Annotated in this window: 14 protein-coding genes; 7 read left to right on the forward strand and 7 right to left on the reverse strand. The window is 73.6% G+C overall.

Annotated features, from left to right (window positions below; genetic code table 11):
* Nucleotides 1-172 precede the first annotated feature (172 nt).
* A complete protein-coding gene (locus tag ACGFI1_RS26260; RefSeq protein ID WP_392788762.1) occupies nucleotides 173-1,666 on the forward strand; it encodes a CYTH and CHAD domain-containing protein in 1,494 nt (497 codons plus the stop codon).
* On the opposite strand, the gene ACGFI1_RS26265 is transcribed toward ACGFI1_RS26260, so the two are convergent.
* The 3 genes from ACGFI1_RS26265 to ACGFI1_RS26275 all read right to left on the reverse strand — a co-directional run bounded on the left by ACGFI1_RS26265 (nucleotide 1,663) and on the right by ACGFI1_RS26275 (nucleotide 6,301).
* Nucleotides 1,663-2,541, reverse strand: coding sequence for an NUDIX hydrolase (locus tag ACGFI1_RS26265; protein WP_392788764.1), 879 nt, complete (start codon nucleotides 2,539-2,541; stop codon nucleotides 1,663-1,665). The genes ACGFI1_RS26260 and ACGFI1_RS26265 overlap by 4 nt on opposite strands.
* On the reverse strand, nucleotides 2,534-4,618 hold the full coding sequence (locus ACGFI1_RS26270; protein ID WP_387069277.1) for an RNA degradosome polyphosphate kinase: 2,085 nt from the start codon (nucleotides 4,616-4,618) through the stop codon (nucleotides 2,534-2,536). Before ACGFI1_RS26270 ends, ACGFI1_RS26265 begins: the two co-directional genes overlap by 8 nt.
* Nucleotides 4,619-4,807: 189 nt before the next feature.
* Nucleotides 4,808-6,301: a pentapeptide repeat-containing protein gene (locus tag ACGFI1_RS26275; protein ID WP_392788766.1), complete on the reverse strand. Its 1,494-nt coding sequence runs from the start codon at nucleotides 6,299-6,301 to the stop codon at nucleotides 4,808-4,810.
* Between the two features lie 230 nt (nucleotides 6,302-6,531).
* Between ACGFI1_RS26275 and ACGFI1_RS26280 the strand changes: the two genes are divergently transcribed.
* Nucleotides 6,532-6,786: a hypothetical protein gene (locus tag ACGFI1_RS26280; protein ID WP_392742550.1), complete on the forward strand. Its 255-nt coding sequence runs from the start codon at nucleotides 6,532-6,534 to the stop codon at nucleotides 6,784-6,786.
* 68 nt (nucleotides 6,787-6,854) lie between these two features.
* On the opposite strand, the gene ACGFI1_RS26285 is transcribed toward ACGFI1_RS26280, so the two are convergent.
* The 3 genes from ACGFI1_RS26285 to ACGFI1_RS26295 all read right to left on the reverse strand — a co-directional run bounded on the left by ACGFI1_RS26285 (nucleotide 6,855) and on the right by ACGFI1_RS26295 (nucleotide 9,602).
* Entirely contained in the window at nucleotides 6,855-8,039 is a 1,185-nt protein-coding gene (locus tag ACGFI1_RS26285; protein ID WP_392788768.1) for a CU044_5270 family protein, read from the reverse strand.
* Entirely contained in the window at nucleotides 8,036-8,590 is a 555-nt protein-coding gene (locus ACGFI1_RS26290) for an RNA polymerase sigma factor (RefSeq protein WP_138638909.1), read from the reverse strand. The genes ACGFI1_RS26285 and ACGFI1_RS26290 overlap by 4 nt, the downstream gene beginning before the upstream one ends.
* Before the next feature lie 118 nt (nucleotides 8,591-8,708).
* Nucleotides 8,709-9,602, reverse strand: a complete 894-nt coding sequence (locus ACGFI1_RS26295) for an alpha/beta fold hydrolase (RefSeq protein ID WP_392788770.1) — start codon at nucleotides 9,600-9,602, stop codon at nucleotides 8,709-8,711.
* Nucleotides 9,603-9,682: 80 nt separating this feature from the next.
* Between ACGFI1_RS26295 and ACGFI1_RS26300 the strand changes: the two genes are divergently transcribed.
* The 3 genes from ACGFI1_RS26300 to ACGFI1_RS26310 all read left to right on the forward strand — a co-directional run bounded on the left by ACGFI1_RS26300 (nucleotide 9,683) and on the right by ACGFI1_RS26310 (nucleotide 13,223).
* A complete protein-coding gene (locus tag ACGFI1_RS26300) occupies nucleotides 9,683-10,231 on the forward strand; it encodes a CGNR zinc finger domain-containing protein (protein ID WP_392788772.1) in 549 nt (182 codons plus the stop codon).
* A gap of 110 nt (nucleotides 10,232-10,341) precedes the next feature.
* Entirely contained in the window at nucleotides 10,342-11,538 is a 1,197-nt protein-coding gene (locus ACGFI1_RS26305; protein ID WP_240808154.1) for a PP2C family protein-serine/threonine phosphatase, read from the forward strand.
* Nucleotides 11,538-13,223, forward strand: a complete 1,686-nt coding sequence (locus ACGFI1_RS26310; RefSeq protein WP_392788775.1) for a sensor histidine kinase — start codon at nucleotides 11,538-11,540, stop codon at nucleotides 13,221-13,223. The genes ACGFI1_RS26305 and ACGFI1_RS26310 overlap by 1 nt, the downstream gene beginning before the upstream one ends.
* A gap of 42 nt (nucleotides 13,224-13,265) precedes the next feature.
* Here the strand turns inward: ACGFI1_RS26310 and ACGFI1_RS26315 are convergent, their stop codons facing one another.
* A complete protein-coding gene (locus ACGFI1_RS26315) occupies nucleotides 13,266-14,522 on the reverse strand; it encodes an RNA-guided endonuclease InsQ/TnpB family protein (RefSeq protein WP_392788777.1) in 1,257 nt (418 codons plus the stop codon).
* 59 nt (nucleotides 14,523-14,581) lie between these two features.
* On the opposite strand from ACGFI1_RS26315, the gene ACGFI1_RS26320 reads away from it, so the two are divergent.
* Together ACGFI1_RS26320 and ACGFI1_RS26325 are read left to right on the forward strand one after the other, a co-directional pair.
* Nucleotides 14,582-15,019, forward strand: a complete 438-nt coding sequence (locus ACGFI1_RS26320) for a response regulator (protein WP_138638899.1) — start codon at nucleotides 14,582-14,584, stop codon at nucleotides 15,017-15,019.
* Between the two features lie 102 nt (nucleotides 15,020-15,121).
* Nucleotides 15,122-15,598 (forward strand): MarR family transcriptional regulator, encoded by a 477-nt coding sequence (locus ACGFI1_RS26325; protein WP_138638898.1) that lies wholly within the window; start codon nucleotides 15,122-15,124, stop codon nucleotides 15,596-15,598.
* Nucleotides 15,599-15,646: the final 48 nt, after the last annotated feature.

Below are 15,646 nucleotides of genomic sequence, written 5' to 3' on the forward strand. Positions count from 1 at the left end.
GCGGCATCCGTGCCGAGTACGGAAACCACCACGGACGGCCAGTCCGCAACCGGACACGGAGAGACGGACGTCCAGGCCGGGCAAAGCTTTCCCCTGCTGTTCACCTGGGCGTGGAATGCTGGTCATCTGGGTGTGCGTGCCGATTTGCCGAGCATCGTTGAGGGAGCAGCCCGTGGCCGACAGGCATCTCGAAATCGAGCAGAAGTACGATGCCGCCGCCGACTTCGTCCTGCCGGACCTGTCCGGGCTGCCGGGGGTGGCGGCGCTCGGGGAGCCGGAGGTCCACGAGCTGCACGCCACCTACTTCGACACCGCCGACCTGCGGCTCGCCGCCAACAAGATCACGCTGCGGCGGCGGCGCGGCGGCCCGGACGCGGGCTGGCACCTGAAGATGCCCGCCGGGCCGGACAGCAAGCAGGAGATGCGCGCGCCGCTCGGCCGCCCGCTGGCCGTCCCGGCGCGGCTCGCCGGGCTGGTCGCGGTGCACACGCGCGGCGCGGAGCTGCGCCCGGTCGCGACACTGGAGACGCGCCGGACGGTCGTCCGGCTGCTCGGCGCGGACGGGGCCGAGCTGGCGGAGGTCGCCGACGACCTGGTGACCGGCCGGGGCGGCGCGGACGCCGCGCCCGAGCGGTGGCGCGAGATCGAGGTCGAGCTCGGCACCGGCGGCCCCGACCTGCTGAAGGCCGCCGGGAAGCGGCTCCGCAAGGCCGGTGCGAAGCGGGCCAAGTCGTCGTCCAAGCTCGGCCGGCTGCTCGGCGCCGCCGTCGTCCCGTCGGAGCCGGCGGCGGCGCGGTCCGCGGCCCGGTCGCGGATCGCGGCGGCCACCTGCGACGGCAAGGCGCCGGCGATCACGACCGGCGAGGTCGTGCTGGCCTACCTCGCCGAGCAGGTCGAGACGATCGTGACCGGCGACCCGAAAGCGCGGCTGGGCGAGGACGACGCCGTCCACAAGATGCGGGTCGCCGTCCGCCGGACGCGCAGCGCGCTGCGCAGCTACCGCCCCGTCCTCGACCCGGAGCGGACGGCGCCGCTCGGCCCGGAGCTGCGCTGGCTCGCCCAGGTCCTCGGCGAGGTCCGCGACCTGGAGGTGCTGCGCATGCGCTTCGAGGGCGCGCCAGACTTCCTGCTGGACGACCTGGAGCGGCGGGAGCGGTCGGCGTACCGGCGGATGAACGCCGTGCTGAAGGAGCCGAGGTACTTCGCGCTGCTCGACGACCTGGACCGCCTGGTCGCCGACCCGCCGCTCGGCGCGGCGGCGGCCCGCAAGGCGCGCAAGGAGCTGCCCGGCCTCGTCACGCGGGCCTGGGACCGGATGGCCAAGGAGTACGCGTCGATCCGGACGTCCGCCGACCCGGAGACCGCGCGCCACGAGACCCGCAAGGAGGCCAAGCGCGCCAGGTACGCGGCGGAGCTGGCCGTCCCGGTGCTGGGGATCGCGGCGAAGCGGGTGGTCAAGGACGCCAAGCGGCTGCAGGAGGTCCTCGGCGGCTACCAGGACGGCGTCATCGCCATGGAGCACCTCGCCGCCGCCGCGAAGCGGACGAAGAACCCGGCGGAGGCGTTCACGCTCGGCGTCCTGTACGGCAAGGAGCAGGTCGAGGCGGAGAGCGCCCGCGACCGCCTGGCCACGACCTGGTCGCAGACGCTCGGCCCGTCCTTCTAACCGTTCCCGGCGCTGTGGCGTTCCAGTGACGCCAGCGAGCCCTCCGCGAGGTGCGCGACCCAGAACTCGCCCTTGCGGAGGCTCGGGTCGTCCGGGACGTTCTCTCCCATTTCCTTGCACAGCCCGGTGACGAGCGCGGAGACGATCTCCCCGTGCGTGCACACGACCGCGCCGGTGCCGGCCAGGGAGAGCAGCCGTTCCACGGCCTCCTCCGGGCCGGTGTCGCCGATGGTGAACGCCGCGTCCGTGGCGATGGGCGCCCGCGCAGCGCGCGCGTAGGGCAGGACGGTCTCCAGGCAGCGCGCCGTCGCCGAACTGACCACCCGCATCGGCCCGTAGGCGTTCAGCAGCCCGGCCAGGGCGGCGGCCTCGCGCCGCCCGGAGGCGTCTAGCGGGCGCAGTTCGTCAGCCTCCCGCCACTCCCGCTTCTCCCCGGCGGACGCGTGCCGCAAGATCACCAGCGGCGCCGTGCGCGCCGGGCCACGCAGGAACTGGTGCAGCAGGTCGGTGTCGTGCCGGTAGCTGAGCCTGGCCTCCGCCTCGGCGGCGGGCAGCCAGACCAGCTCGTCCACCTCGTGGTTCGCAGTGAACGCGCTCTCGGCGACGGGCCGCGCCGCCCAGTAGTCGACCTGCTTCGTCCGGTCCCCGATCGGGTAGGCGACGGTCGGGAGCCGGTGGCCGAGGCGGGCCGTGATGCCGGTCTCCTCCTCGATCTCGCGGACGGCGGCGCGCAGCACGTGCTCGCCCGGGTCGACCTTGCCCTTCGGGAACGACCAGTCGTCGTAGCGGGGCCGGTGGATCACCGCGAACTCCGGCTCCCCGCCCGGCCCGTCCCGCCACAGCACCGCCCCGGCGGCGTGGATGACCTCAGCCATCGACCGTCCTCCACCGGCGGCTCTTGACCAGGTGGGTCTGGATGTCCAGGAGCGTCTCGCCGGGGCGGGCCCGGCCGCGCGTCCAGGTGCCGTCGCCGTCCAGCGCCCACGCGTGGGTGCCGGGCTCCATGGCGCGGTCGAGGAGGGCGAGCAGGTCGTCGCGCTGCGCCCGGTCGGTGACGGTGACGAGCGCCTCGACGCGGCGGTCCAGGTTGCGGTGCATGAGGTCGGCGCTGCCGATCCACACCTCGGGCTCGCCGCCGTTCTCGAACGCGAACACGCGGGAGTGCTCCAGGAACCGGCCGAGCACGCTGCGCACCCGGATCATGTCCGACAGGCCGGGCACGCCGGGACGCAGCGCGCAGATGCCGCGCACCCAGACGTCCACCGGCACCCCGGCCCGCGACGCCCGGTACAGCGCGTCGATGATCACCTCGTCCACCAGCGAGTTGCACTTGATCCGGACCCGGGCGGGATGCCCGGCCCGGCGGTTGTCGATCTCGTGCTCGATCCGCTGGACCAGCCCGGACCGCAGGCTGTTCGGCGCGACGAGCAGCCGGTGGTAGGAGCTCTGCCGCGAGTAGCCGGTCAGGTGGTTGAACAGGGCGCTGACGTCCTCGCCGACCTCGGGGTCGGCGGTGAGCAGCCCGAAGTCCTCGTAGAGGCGGGCGGTCTTCGGGTGGTAGTTGCCGGTGCCGATGTGGCAGTAGCGGCGCAGCTGGCCCTCGTCGTCCTGCCGGACGATCAGCGCGAGCTTGCAGTGCGTCTTCAGCCCGACGAACCCGTACACGACGTGGCACCCGGCCGTCTCCAGCTTGCGCGCCCACGCGATGTTGGCGCGCTCGTCGAACCGGGCCTTCAGCTCGACGACGACCACGACCTGCTTGCCCGCCTCGGCGGCGCTCATCAGCGCGTCCACGATCGGGGAGTCGCCGCTCGTCCGGTACAGCGTCTGCTTGATCGCGAGGACGCGCGGGTCGGCCGCGGCGTCCTCGATCAGCCGCTGGACGGTCGTGGTGAACGAGTCGTAGGGGTGGTGGACGAGCACGTCCCGCTCACGGATGGCGCCGAAGATGCTCGCGTCCTCGGGCAGCGCCTCCTTCGACGGGACGAAAGGGGGGTACTTCAGCTCCGGGCGGTCGAGGTCGGCGATGGCCGCGAGGCCGCCGAGGTCGAGCGGCCCGCCGACGCGGTAGATCTGGCCCTCGTCCACCGCCAGCTCGGAGGTGAGCAGCTCCAGCACGCCCGCGGAGATCGACTCCTCCACCTCCAGCCGCACGACCGGGCCGAACCGGCGGCGCAGCAGCTCGCGCTCCAGCGCCTGGAGGAGGCCCTCGCTGATGTCGTCGTCGATCTCCAGGTCCTGGTTGCGGGTGACGCGGAACGCGTGGTGCTCGACGACCTCCATCCCGACGAACAGCTGCCCGAGGTGCGCGGCGATCACGTCCTCCAGCGGCGTGAACCGGTCCGGGGACGCCTCGATGAAGCGCGGCAGCAGCGGCGGCACCTTGACCCGGGCGAACATCGTCGCGTCGGTCTCCGGATCGCGGACGATCACCGCGAGGTTCAGCGACAGGCCCGAGATGTAGGGGAAGGGGTGCGCGGAGTCGACCACCAGCGGGGTGAGCACCGGGTAGATCCGGTCGCGGAACAGCCGGCGCAGCCGCTCCTGCTCGGTCTCGGCCAGCTCGTCCCAGCGCAGGATGTCGATGCCCTCGTCGCCGAGCGCGGGGCGGAGCCCGTCCCGGAAGCTGGCCGCGTGCCGGCGCATCAGCTCGTGCGCGACCTCGCCGGTGCGCTCCAGCACCTCGCGGGGCTGCCGGCCGCTCGCGGACTGGACGGCGAGCCCGGTCGCCATCCGGCGGGCGAGGCCGGCGACCCGCACCATGAAGAACTCGTCCAGGTTGCTGGCGAAGATCGCCAGGAAGCGGACGCGCTCCAGCAGCGGCAGGGCCGGATCCTCGGCGAGCTCCAGGACGCGCTGGTTGAATCTCAGCCAGCTCTCCTCCCGGTCGAGGAAGCGGTCGTCCGGCAGCGCTTCGTCCGGTGGGGGGAGCTGTCCTGGATAGACGGTCATACCGTGATCTTTCCCGACCAAGATGAACGACAGTCGAACTCGGGGATGTCACCGAAGTATCAGACACTCCGATCATGCCCGCGGTTCCCCCTGATCACACGGTATTTCCGCATGTCTTGCCCACTTTTCCGGCAGCCGTCCGACCGGCCGCAGCCGGTCAGGTGCGCGCCGGGTCAGGTGCGCGCTGGATCAAGTGCCGTGGCCGTTCGAGTGCGCGCTGTGGGCGGTCTCCGCGCGGCCGTCGTGGTACAGGACCGACGCGCCGAAGCACAGCAGCGCCACGATCACCGCGAGCCAGGCGACGACGCGGCCCGCCCGCAGCCCGTAGCCGCAGGTGATCCAGAGCAGGTGCAGCCCCCAGCGGCGCAGCGGGTCGGGCTCGCCGCGCCGCCGCATCTCCAGCGCCCCGTACCGGAAGTCCCGGGCCAGCCGCCCCCGGTCGGCGGCGGCGCTGGCGCGGGCCAGCTCCAGGTACAGCGTCCGCAGCCGGTCGTCGTCGGCGGCGGTGCCGGCGGAACCGAGCGCGAGGTCCTCGGCGAGCACCGCCCGCCCGCCGTGCGCGCCGCGCCCGTGCGGGTGCCAGGGCAGGTGCGGGCGGTGGTGCGGGACGGTCGCGAACGCGCAGTCGCCCGCGAGCGCCAGCGTGTTCGGGTGCCGCAGCCCGAGGAACCCGCAGCCGCTCAGGTCGACGCCGGCGAGGCGCAGCCGGGCCGCGTCCACCCGGCGCAGCGAGACGACCCGGACCGCCGCCGGGCCCGCCGAGGGCGGCTCCGCGAGCCCCTGGATCGGGTGGGCCAGCGCCTCGACGCCCGCCGGGCCCTCGAACACCGCGTCCTCCAGGTCGAGTTCGGCGTGCCGCAGCCGGAACCCCGCCTCCCCGTGCACGGTGACGCCGCGCGCCGTGACCTGCCGGGCCGCCGCGTGGACCCGCAGCCGGCCGTGCACGGTCGCGTCCGACAGCGCGATCCGGCCGGCGGCGGTGAGCGGGCCGAGCCAGACGCCCTGCCGGAACCGGGTCCGCTCGAACCGGGCGTGCCGCGACACCTGGACCCGCTTGAACGAGACGGGGCCGCCGAAGCAGGCCGCCTGCATCGCCGCGTCCCGGCCGAACCGCGCGCGGTCGAAGCAGGCCGCGCCCATGAACACCGCCCGCCGGAACGAGGCGTCGGCGTGCCAGCGCGCCTCCCCGAACACGGCGTCGCAGGTGAACACGGCCTCCTCGAACGAGGCGTACCGGTGGAAGCGCGCCGCGTGGAAGGAGGCGTTGCGGCCGAACCGCGCGCCCCGGAACGAGACGTTGCCGAAGAACCGCGCGTCGTAGAACGAGACGCCGCCGAGGAAGCAGGCGCCGTCGAACGAGCTGTCGCCCTCCACGCAGGCGCCGCGCAGCACCGCGTCGGACGGGAGCACGGCGCCGTCGAAGCGGGTCCGGCCGAGGTGGGGGCGGCCGTCCGGGCCGGTGACGGCGTCCAGCACGGCGTCGAGGAGCCACGCGGGGACGGTCACGCCGCGCAGGTCCAGGTCGGCGCCCGGCCGCAGCGTGCCCATGAACTCCTCGAACTCGCGGGGCCGCAGGTGGGCGGCGCACCCGCCGCGCGGGCCGGCGGCCCGTCCGCTGCACCCGTGGACCGCCGAGCAGCGCGGCCAGAACACCGCCGTCGAGGAAGGCTCATGTGATGTCACGGTCTCGTTGTACCCACGGCGCCGCGCGGAGTGCAGGTCTCCCGGTGGCCAGGTAGGTGCAACCCCGCCGCCACCCGCCGACGCCCCCGCCCGCCGCCGGATTAAAAGAGGGGGTTGTTTTGTCAGACCCTCGCGTAATGATTTCTGTTATGAGCAGAGACACCCATCCGGGGGTGCAGTGCCCGCACTGCCAATCGCATCTCGCGCTCGTCCCCGTGCTTGGAAAACCCGTGCCCGGAAACTCCGCAACCGCACCCGCCACGATCCCCGCCGCCGTCCCCGCCCTGCCGATCGTCGCGAAGGAGGAATGGCAGCCGCCGCCCGTCGCCGAGGTGCTCGCCGTTTACGCCGGACGCGCCAAGGACACCAAGACCGCGACGCGCGGCGCCGCCAAGGTGAGGGAAAGCCTCAACCGCGCGAAGGCCGCCGCCGCGCAGCGCCGGGCCGCGCAGAGAACGGCCCGGCACACCCCCAAAAGCGCCTGATCACATCTCGGCCGCAAACGCCGGGAAGGGACGGCACCGGGATCGGCACCGTCCCTTCCGGGAACGGGTCAGCGCGGGTGGGAGTCGGTCCATTCCGCGGTGACCGTGACGGTGGAGTCCACCGTCCGCCCCGCCGGGATCTGCGTTCCCTCCGCGGGCTTAAGCACGATGTTCTGGCTGGCCAGTGCGGTGCCGGTGGCCAGATCAATGATCATTTGACGGCGGATCACACCGCGGTCCGTCCGCTCGTCCACCGCGATGGCGTTTCCCGTCCGCCCCTCCGGGTCGGTGGCCTTCCCGACCGACTTCACCGCGGGGAGCGCGGCCAGCATCCGGAATCCGGCCGCCCGCACCTCCGGCCTCACCGGCATGTCCATCACCAGGCCGCGCGCCACCTCGTAGAGCCACTGGTCCGCCGGCATCCGCTCGTTCGACTCGGTGCCGTGGCCCTTGTACCAGCGCATCAGCTCGGCCTTGAGCCGTGCCGGGTCGGACGGCAGCGACCGCAGGTCCTTCATGGTCACGTTCCGCCCCAGCCAGAACACCTTGTCGCCGTCGACGAGCGGCGCGCTCTGCACCTCGGCGCGGCCGGGCGCGCCCTTCGCCGTGAACGCCTTCAGGCGGCCCTGGCCGGGCTTGGCGTTCGGGGCGGGCGGAACCTCGATCCGGAACGCCGACGGCGACCCGGCGCGCTGCCACGCCGCCACGTCCGCGGGCGTGGCGGGCTTGGCGCCGAGGTTCTGCTGGAGCGTCCACGACCGCACGCCCGGCTTGCTCGGCGTCCACGTCTCCGCCTTGTCGCGGACGACGACGCCGTAGCGGTCCGCGCCCGTCCCGACCAGGTACAGGTGGGACGAGACCGTCACCTGGTGCCAGTACGCCCCGGTCGTCTCGTGCTGCCCGCCGGCCTTCTCCGCCGCCGCGAGGAGCACGGTCTTCGCGTCGAGCGCCGGGACCGCCGCGGTCCCGCTCCCGCCGGGCCCGGGAGCGACCCCGCCGGCCGGGTCGCCGCCGGTCGTGACGACGGCCGCCGCGACGATCGCCCCCGCGGCCACCGCCCCGGCCAGGCTCAGCCCCCACGCGGGGCGCACCCGCCGCCGCTCCGGCGCGACCCGCGCGTCGGCCGCGGCCGCGCCCGGGTCCGCCGCCATCGCGCGGGTCAGCTCCGCGCGCCGGACGTCGTCGCCGACCGGCAGGTCCGGGTCCAGCTCGGCGGGCCTGGCCTGCCGCAGGGTGTGAAGAACGTCCCTCATGTCATCTCCTCGCTGATGATCCCCACCTGCGGCCGCGTGCCGCCCCGTGCCGGGCTGCCCCCGGCCGTGTCCTGCTCCGCCGCGCGGAGCAGCCGGCGCCGCGCCCGGTGCAGCCGCACCCGCAGCGCGGCGGGCGAGCAGCGGACGACCTTGGCCGCCTCGCGCGGTGTCAGCCCCTGCCAGGCGACGAGGATCAGGACCTCGCGGTCGGCCTCCGGCAGCGCCGCCATCGCGCGCAGCACGGCGAGCCGCTCCGCGACGTCCTCGGCGATGTCGCCCGCCGGGCGGGCCGCCCACCGGCCGAGCTCCGCCGTGAACGCCTCGCGCCGCACCTGCGCCCGGTGGCCGTCGCGGAGCACGTTCCGCGCGACGCCGAGCAGCCACGGCAGGGCCGGGTCGGGGACGTCGGCGAGCCGCCGCCACGCGACCGCGAACGTCTCGCTCACCACCTCGTCCGCCGCCTGCCGCCCGGCGCGCGCGGCGGCGTACGCCCACACGTTCTGCCGGCACGCGTCGTAGATCGCGGTGAAGCGCCGCTCATCGGGGGTCATGCCGGTCACCGCCCGTCCCTCCGCCGCTGTCTTCTGGCACCGCTGCTCCGTCCGTCCAGGTGTTCATGTCACGAGGTAGTGGCCGGACGGACCGCCTTGTTACAGCGGATCGGGGAAGTCAGAGCGAATCGAGGAAACGGGCGATCAGCGGAGCGATCTCGGCCAGCCGATCCTCCAGCGCGAAGTGGCCGGTGTCGAACACGTGCAGGTCGGCGTCCGGCAGGTCGCGCAGGTAGGCGCGGGCTCCGGGCTCGGGGAAGAACATGTCGTCGCGCCCCCACACGATGAGGGCGGGCGGGGTGTGCTCGCGCAGCCACGCCTGCCAGGCCGGGTACCGCTCGACGTTCGAGTGGTAGTCGAAGGCGAGGTCGATCTGCGGCCTGGTCCGTCCTGGCAGGTCGAGGAAGTGCTGGTCGAGGGTCCAGCCGTCGGGGGCGATGAGCTCGGGGTCGGTCGTCCCGCCCTCGTACTGGCCGCGCGTGGCGGGCGGCGTCAGCAGGTCCCGGACGGCCTTCTCCGCGCCCTCCGTCTCGGGACGCAGCGCGATGAAGTCCCGGGCGCCCGGCGAGAGGCCCTCCTCGTAGGCGTTGCCGTTCTGGACGACGAGGCCCGCGATCCACTCCGGGTGCCGCAGCGCGAGCCGGAAGCCGACGGGCGCGCCGAAGTCGAACATGTACAGGGCGAAGCGGCGCAGGCCGAGGCGCTCGACGAAGCCCTCCATCACGTCGGCGAGGCCGTCGAAGGTGTAGGCGAACGTCCCGCCGGCGGACGCGGGCGCGGGGACGTCGCTGTGCCCGAACCCCGGATAGTCCGGGGCGATCAGCCGGTAGCGGGTGCCGAGCACGTCGATCAGCCGCCGGAACTGGTGCGACGCGGACGGGAAGCCGTGCAGCAGGAGCAGGACGGGCGCGCCCGAGTCGGCGGGCAGCGACTCGCGGTAGAAGACGCGGATCCCGTCCACGTCGAGGTGGCGGTGCACGGTGTGCGCAAGGGTGGGGACCGTCGTTTTCACATGCCTCCTAAGGATGAAGATGCATTAGATGTAGCCGAGCGTGATCTAATGTGTCAACAGCCGGATGTAGCATTAGCCGCATGAGCGACACCGTCCCGCTGACCGGAGAGCCCCTCGCGCTGGACCTGCTCAACACCCGTCCGGCCACCGGCGACCTGATCGCCACCGCCGACGGCCTGGCCGCCTGGCTGGCCCTCGAAGACGGGCGGGTACCCGAGCCCGCGGAGGCGCTCACCCCGGCGGATGTGGCGGCCGTCCACGCCGTCCGGGAGCACACGGCCGCCGCCATCGAACCCGCCCGGCGCGGCGAGCGGCCGCCCGGCGACGCGCTCGACGGCCTCGCCGAAGCCCAGCGCCGCGCCCCGGCGATCAAGCGCCCGGCCTGGGACGGGACGGCCGTCACCGTGGTCCCGGAGCGCCCCGGACCCTACGGCGCGCGGCTCGCCGCGCACCTGGCCGAGGCCGCGGCGGTCCTGCTCGCCGACCCGGCGATCGGGCGCGTCCGCCAGTGCGAGGCGGCGGGCTGCACCCTGCTCTTCCTGCCCGCGCATCCGCGCCGCCGCTGGTGCTCGGCGGCCCGCTGTGGAAACCGCGAGCGCGTCGCGCGCTACTACGCACGACGCAAGTAGGTTGTGGCTGGTGCATACCGGTCACCCGGGTGCCCTTAATATTTGCTCGACGACAAGCAAACCCCCCGCCCTGGTTCATCCGGTTGCGCCCCGACCGAAGGAGCTGAGACATGGCCGCGATGCACAGTCGCGGTGCGGAGCGACTCCTCGGTGTGGCCGGCTCCCCGCACCTCCTCCTCGTCGAGGACGACCCCGGCGACGCGTTCCTGTTCGAGGAGCTGCTCACCGAGGCGCAGCCCGGTGTCCGGATCACCGTCGCGACCACGCTGCGGGAGGCGCTCGACGCGCTCCGGCCCGAGATCCAGTGCGTCATCGTCGACCTGTCACTGCCCGACGCGCGCGGCCTCGACGCCCTCCACCAGGTGCGCACCCACGCGCCCGCCACCGCCGTGCTCGTGCTGACCGGCCTCGCCGACGCCCACGTCGGCGTCGAGGCCGTCGCCGCCGGCGCCCAGGACTACCTCGTCAAGCAGGACGTGGACGGCGCGCTGCTCACCCGCGCCATCAGCTACGCGATCGAGCGCAAACGCGCCGACGAGTCCGAGCGCCAGCTCGTGGAGGCGCGCGCGCTGAGCCGGGAGAACGCGCGGCTGGAGCGGGGCCTGCTGCCCGTCCCGATCCTCACCGACGGAACGCTGCGCCACCACACCCGCTACCGTCCCGGACGCGACCGCGCCCTGCTCGGCGGCGACTTCTACGACACCGTGCAGACCGACGACGGCGCCGTCCACGTGGTCATCGGCGACGTCAGCGGGCACGGCGCGGACGAGGCGTCCCTCGGGGTACGGCTCCGCATGGCGTGGCGGACGCTCGTCCTCGCCGGGCACACCGGCGCGCGGCTGCTGGACACGCTCGACGCCGTCCTGCAGCACGAGCGATGGGGGGAGGAGATCTTCACCACCGTGTGCATGCTGACGATCGCGCCGGACCGGCGCAGCGCCCGGATGCACCGGGCCGGGCACCCGCGCCCGCTGTTCTTCGGGCCGGGCGGCGTCGAGGTCGTCCCGGACGAGCCCCGCGGCCCCGCCCTCGGGTTGATCCCCGGCGTCGACTGGCCCGCCCTCGACCTGGACCTCGGCGAGTCGTGGGGGATGCTCCTCTACACCGACGGCCTGATCGAGGGGCGGGTCGGCGACGACGAGTACCTCGACCTGTCCGGGCTGGTGGAGCTGGCGAAGACGGCGCACGACGCGGGCCGGCGGGGCGAGGTGCTCATCGACGACCTCATCGCGGAGGCCGAGCGGTTGAACGGCGGTGTCCTGTCCGACGACCTGGCCGTGCTGCTGCTGAGCCGGGGAGACGGCTGATGACGGACGAGCAGCCCCCGGCCGAACAGCAGGCCGCCGAGGAGCCAGCCGTCGAGCAGCCCTCCGGCTTCCCCCAGGAGCTGAGGATGAGCGGCCCGGCGGTCGTGATGCCCGCGGGCACCCTGCCCGAGGGGCACGGGATGGGCCGGCTCCGGCTCGTCCGGATCTACCAGATCGGCGCGTTCGTCCTCGCGGTGCTCCTGCTGGCCGCGTTCACGCAGGCCGGGGCGGCCCTGTTCGGGAGCCGCGAGGCGCGGGACGTCCTCATCAACCAGGTCGACCCGGCGACGCTGGAGCAGTTCCGCCTCACCACCGCCGTCACGAGCCAGGACATGGCGATCCGCGACTACGCGCAGGACGGCGGCGCCGAGGAGGTCGCCCGGTACCGCGACGCCGTGCGGCTGGAGGCGCAGGCCGCGGCGCGGATGCGCCGGCTGCTGGCCGGGGTGCCGGAGAGCGGGGACGTCGTCCGCCTCCTGGACAAGGCCACCGCCGACTCCGCGGCGTGGCGCGCCGCCTTCGCCGACCGGATCGCCGCCGGGCCCGGCGGCCAGGGCATCGACCCGGACGCGAGCCGCGAGGCGCGCCGGCTGCTCAACCAGGCGCGCGGCGACATGACCCCGCTGCAGATCGGCCTCACCGAGCTGCACGACCGCGCCGCCGAGAAGGTCCGGTCCCGCGCGAGCGCGGCCCAGTGGTCGACGGTCGCCGCGCTCGTCATGGTCGTCGTGGCCGCGCTGGCGCTCGCCGTGCTGCTGCGCCGCACCGTGCTGATCCCGGTGTCCGGCCTGACCGGACGCGTCCGCGCCGTGGCCCAGGGCGACTTCGAGCACCCGCTGGACGTGCCGGGCCCCGCTGAGATCAACGAGCTGGCCGCGATCATCGACGCGATGCGCGACCGGATCATCCGGCAGTGGCGGATCAGCGAGGAGAAGACCCGCCTGCTCGACGAGCAGACCGCGGAGCTGCGCCGCTCCAACTCCGAGCTGGAGCAGTTCGCCTACGTCGCGAGCCACGACCTGCAGGAGCCGCTGCGCAAGGTCGCGAGCTTCTGCCAGATGATCGAGCGCCGGTACGGGGACCAGCTGGACGACCGCGGCCGGCAGTACATCGAGTTCGCGGTGGACGGCGCCAAGCGCATGCAGGCGCTCATCAACGACCTGCTGAGCTTCTCCCGGGTCGGCCGGATGGCGCGCCCCGAGGAGTCGGTCGACCTCGGCGCGGTCGCCCGGCAGGCCCTGGACAACCTGGCGACGCTCCGCGAGGAGACCGGTGCCGAGGTGGACGTCGCGGAGCTGCCGCACGTGTCCGGCGACCGCACCCAGCTGACCCAGCTGTTCCAGAACCTTCTCGGCAACGCCATCAAGTTCCGGCGCGAGGGCGTGCCGCCGCGGGTGGTCATCGACGCCCGCCGCACCGGCGACGAGTGGGAGTTCCGCTGCGCCGACAACGGCATCGGCGTGGAGCCCCGGTACGCCGACCGGATCTTCCTGATCTTCCAGCGGCTGCATCCGCGGGACGAGTACACCGGCACGGGCATCGGCCTGGCGCTCTGCAAGAAGATCGTCGAGTACCACGGCGGGCGCATCTGGCTCGACGGCGCGGACCGCGGCGGCGAGCCCGGCACCACCTTCCGCTGGACCCTGCCGGCCCACGCGCACCTCACCAACGGAGACGACGCTTGACGTCCTCCTCCGCTTGAAGGCGGGGGATTCCAACCCCGTCCCCTATACGAAAAGGAGAGTGGGTTGAGGTTCGCGGTTCACCGGCCCGCCCGACGGCGTGCCTCCCCGCGCTGCCACCGTGCGTCCCACGGCGGTGTCTTTGATGTTGCGGGCGGCGTTGACGTCGGCGTTGGCCCGGTGCCCGCAGGCGACGCATCGGAACACCGCTTGGCTCTCGCGGTTGTCCCGGGCGCGGTGCCCGCAGGCGTTGCAGGTCTGCGACGTGTACGCCGGGTCGACCCGGACCAGGCGCCCCGGCGCCTTCTGCTCAAGCCGGGTGACCAGTTGTCCCCACCCGTTGGCCAGGATGCCCCGGTTGAGCGCGGCCTTGGCGCGCACACCCGTGCCGGGTGCCTCGACGGTGCCGCGCGCCGACCGGGTCATGGCGGCGATGTCCAGGTCCTCGACGGCGATGACGTCGAACCGGCGCGCCAGATCCGTCGAGGTCTTCTCCACCCAGTCCCTGCGGCGGTCGGCCTCACGTGCTTTCAGCCGGGCGATGGCGGCCTTGACCCGGGCACGCCTGTTCGACCCCCGGCGCGCGCGTGCCAGGCGGCGCAGCAGCCGCCTCAACCGCTCGGCCTCACCGGCCGTCAGGCCCGGCACGCTGCTGGTCTCGCCCGTGGACAGCGCGGCCGACACCGCCACGCCCCGGTCGACACCGACCGCCGCACCACTACCCGGCGCGGGAACCGGATCCGGAATCGCGGCGAACGCGACATGCCAGCGCCCGGCCCGGTCCCGCGTCACCCGGAACGACTTCACCCCCGGCGGAACGGGCCGGGACCAGCGGAACCGCACCCACCCCACCTTCGGCACCCGCACCCCACCGGTACGGCGCGACAACCGCCGCACATCCCAGGCACGCCCGCGGGCCCCGACAATCCGGAACCCCTCATGCACCCCGGCCTTACGCCAGGTGGGGCGCCGGTGCGTGCCCGCGAAGAAGTTCGCCATCGCCTGCGCGAAGTCCTTCAGTGCCTGCTGCTGCACCGTCTGCGACCCCGCCGCCAGCCACCCGAACGCAGCCCGCGCCTCGGTCAACTGCCGGGCCTGCGCGACATACCCCGGAGCCGGACCCCGCCGCGGCGTCCACCAGGAGTGCTGCTCCACAGCCAGGTTCCAGACGTACCGGGCGTGCGAGCAATGCTCCAACAGCCCCGCCTCCTGGGCAGGGGTCGGGCACAACCGGTACCGGGACACGCCCGCACCATACCGACCGCCACCGACAAAACCCGGAGAGTCACCGTGTCGAAGCATCCCGCATCCCCTCCCCGCCCCGCCCCGAACGACGGGGTCTCCACGCTGGCAGGTATCCGATGAACGAAGGTCCGCGTCCCATCGAGGTTCTGCTCGTCGAGGACGACCCCGGTGACGTCCTGCTGACCGTCGAGGCGTTCGAGCACAACAAGGTGAACAACACCCTCAGCGTCGTCAACGACGGCGAGCAGGCGATGGCGTTCCTGCGCCGGGAGGGCGAGTACGCGGACGCGCCCCGTCCCGACCTCGTGCTGCTGGACCTGAACCTGCCGCGCAAGGACGGCCGCGAGGTGCTCGGCGAGATCAAGGCCGACGAGGACCTGCGGAGCATCCCGGTCGTCGTGCTCACCACGTCCGAGGCCGACGAGGACATCCTGCGCAGCTACCACCTGCACGCGAACGCCTACGTCACCAAGCCGGTCGACTTCGACCAGTTCATCTCCGTCGTCCGCCGGATCGACGACTTCTTCGTCACGGTGGTGAAGCTGCCGCGCTGACCCGCGGTGCGTCGACGAGGCCCGGTGCGTCGACGAGGCCCGGCGCGGCGCCTGGAGGGGCCCAGGTGCCGTGCCGGGCGCCGTTATGTAACAGTGGGAGGCATGGTCGGAACGCCGGGTGAGGGAGCCGCGGAGTCCACTGCGGCGGCCCTGGACGACGTGGCCGCCACTCTCATGAACGTCTGGTCCCGGCCCCATAACGCCCCCGACGTGCCCGTTCCGTCCACGCAGCTGCGCGCGCTGCTCGTGCTGGAGCGCGGCCCGGTCAACATCAGCAGCCTGGCGGGCGAGCTGGGCGCGCTGGTGTCCTCGGCGAGTCGGCTGTGCGACCGGCTGGAGGCGTCCGGGCTGCTGGCCCGCGACTCCGGCCGCGACCGCCGGGAGGTGACCGTGCGGCTGAGCGCGGACGGGCGGGCGCTGGTCGGCCGGCTCCGGGAGCGGCGGCAGGCGGAGCTCACCCGGGTGCTGGCCCAGATGCCGGCCTCCGCGCGCGCGGCGCTGCTGTGGGGGCTCACGGAGTTCCACGAGGCGGCCTCCAGGCGGGACGGCGAGGACGGCTCGCTCTCCATGCTCGCCTGACCTGTCCGCTTTATTCGAGTAAGTCGCAACCCTCCGCAACACACCCAC

This window comes from Actinomadura geliboluensis, from assembly GCF_043197915.1.
Classification (GTDB): Bacteria; Actinomycetota; Actinomycetes; order Streptosporangiales; family Streptosporangiaceae; genus Spirillospora; species Spirillospora geliboluensis.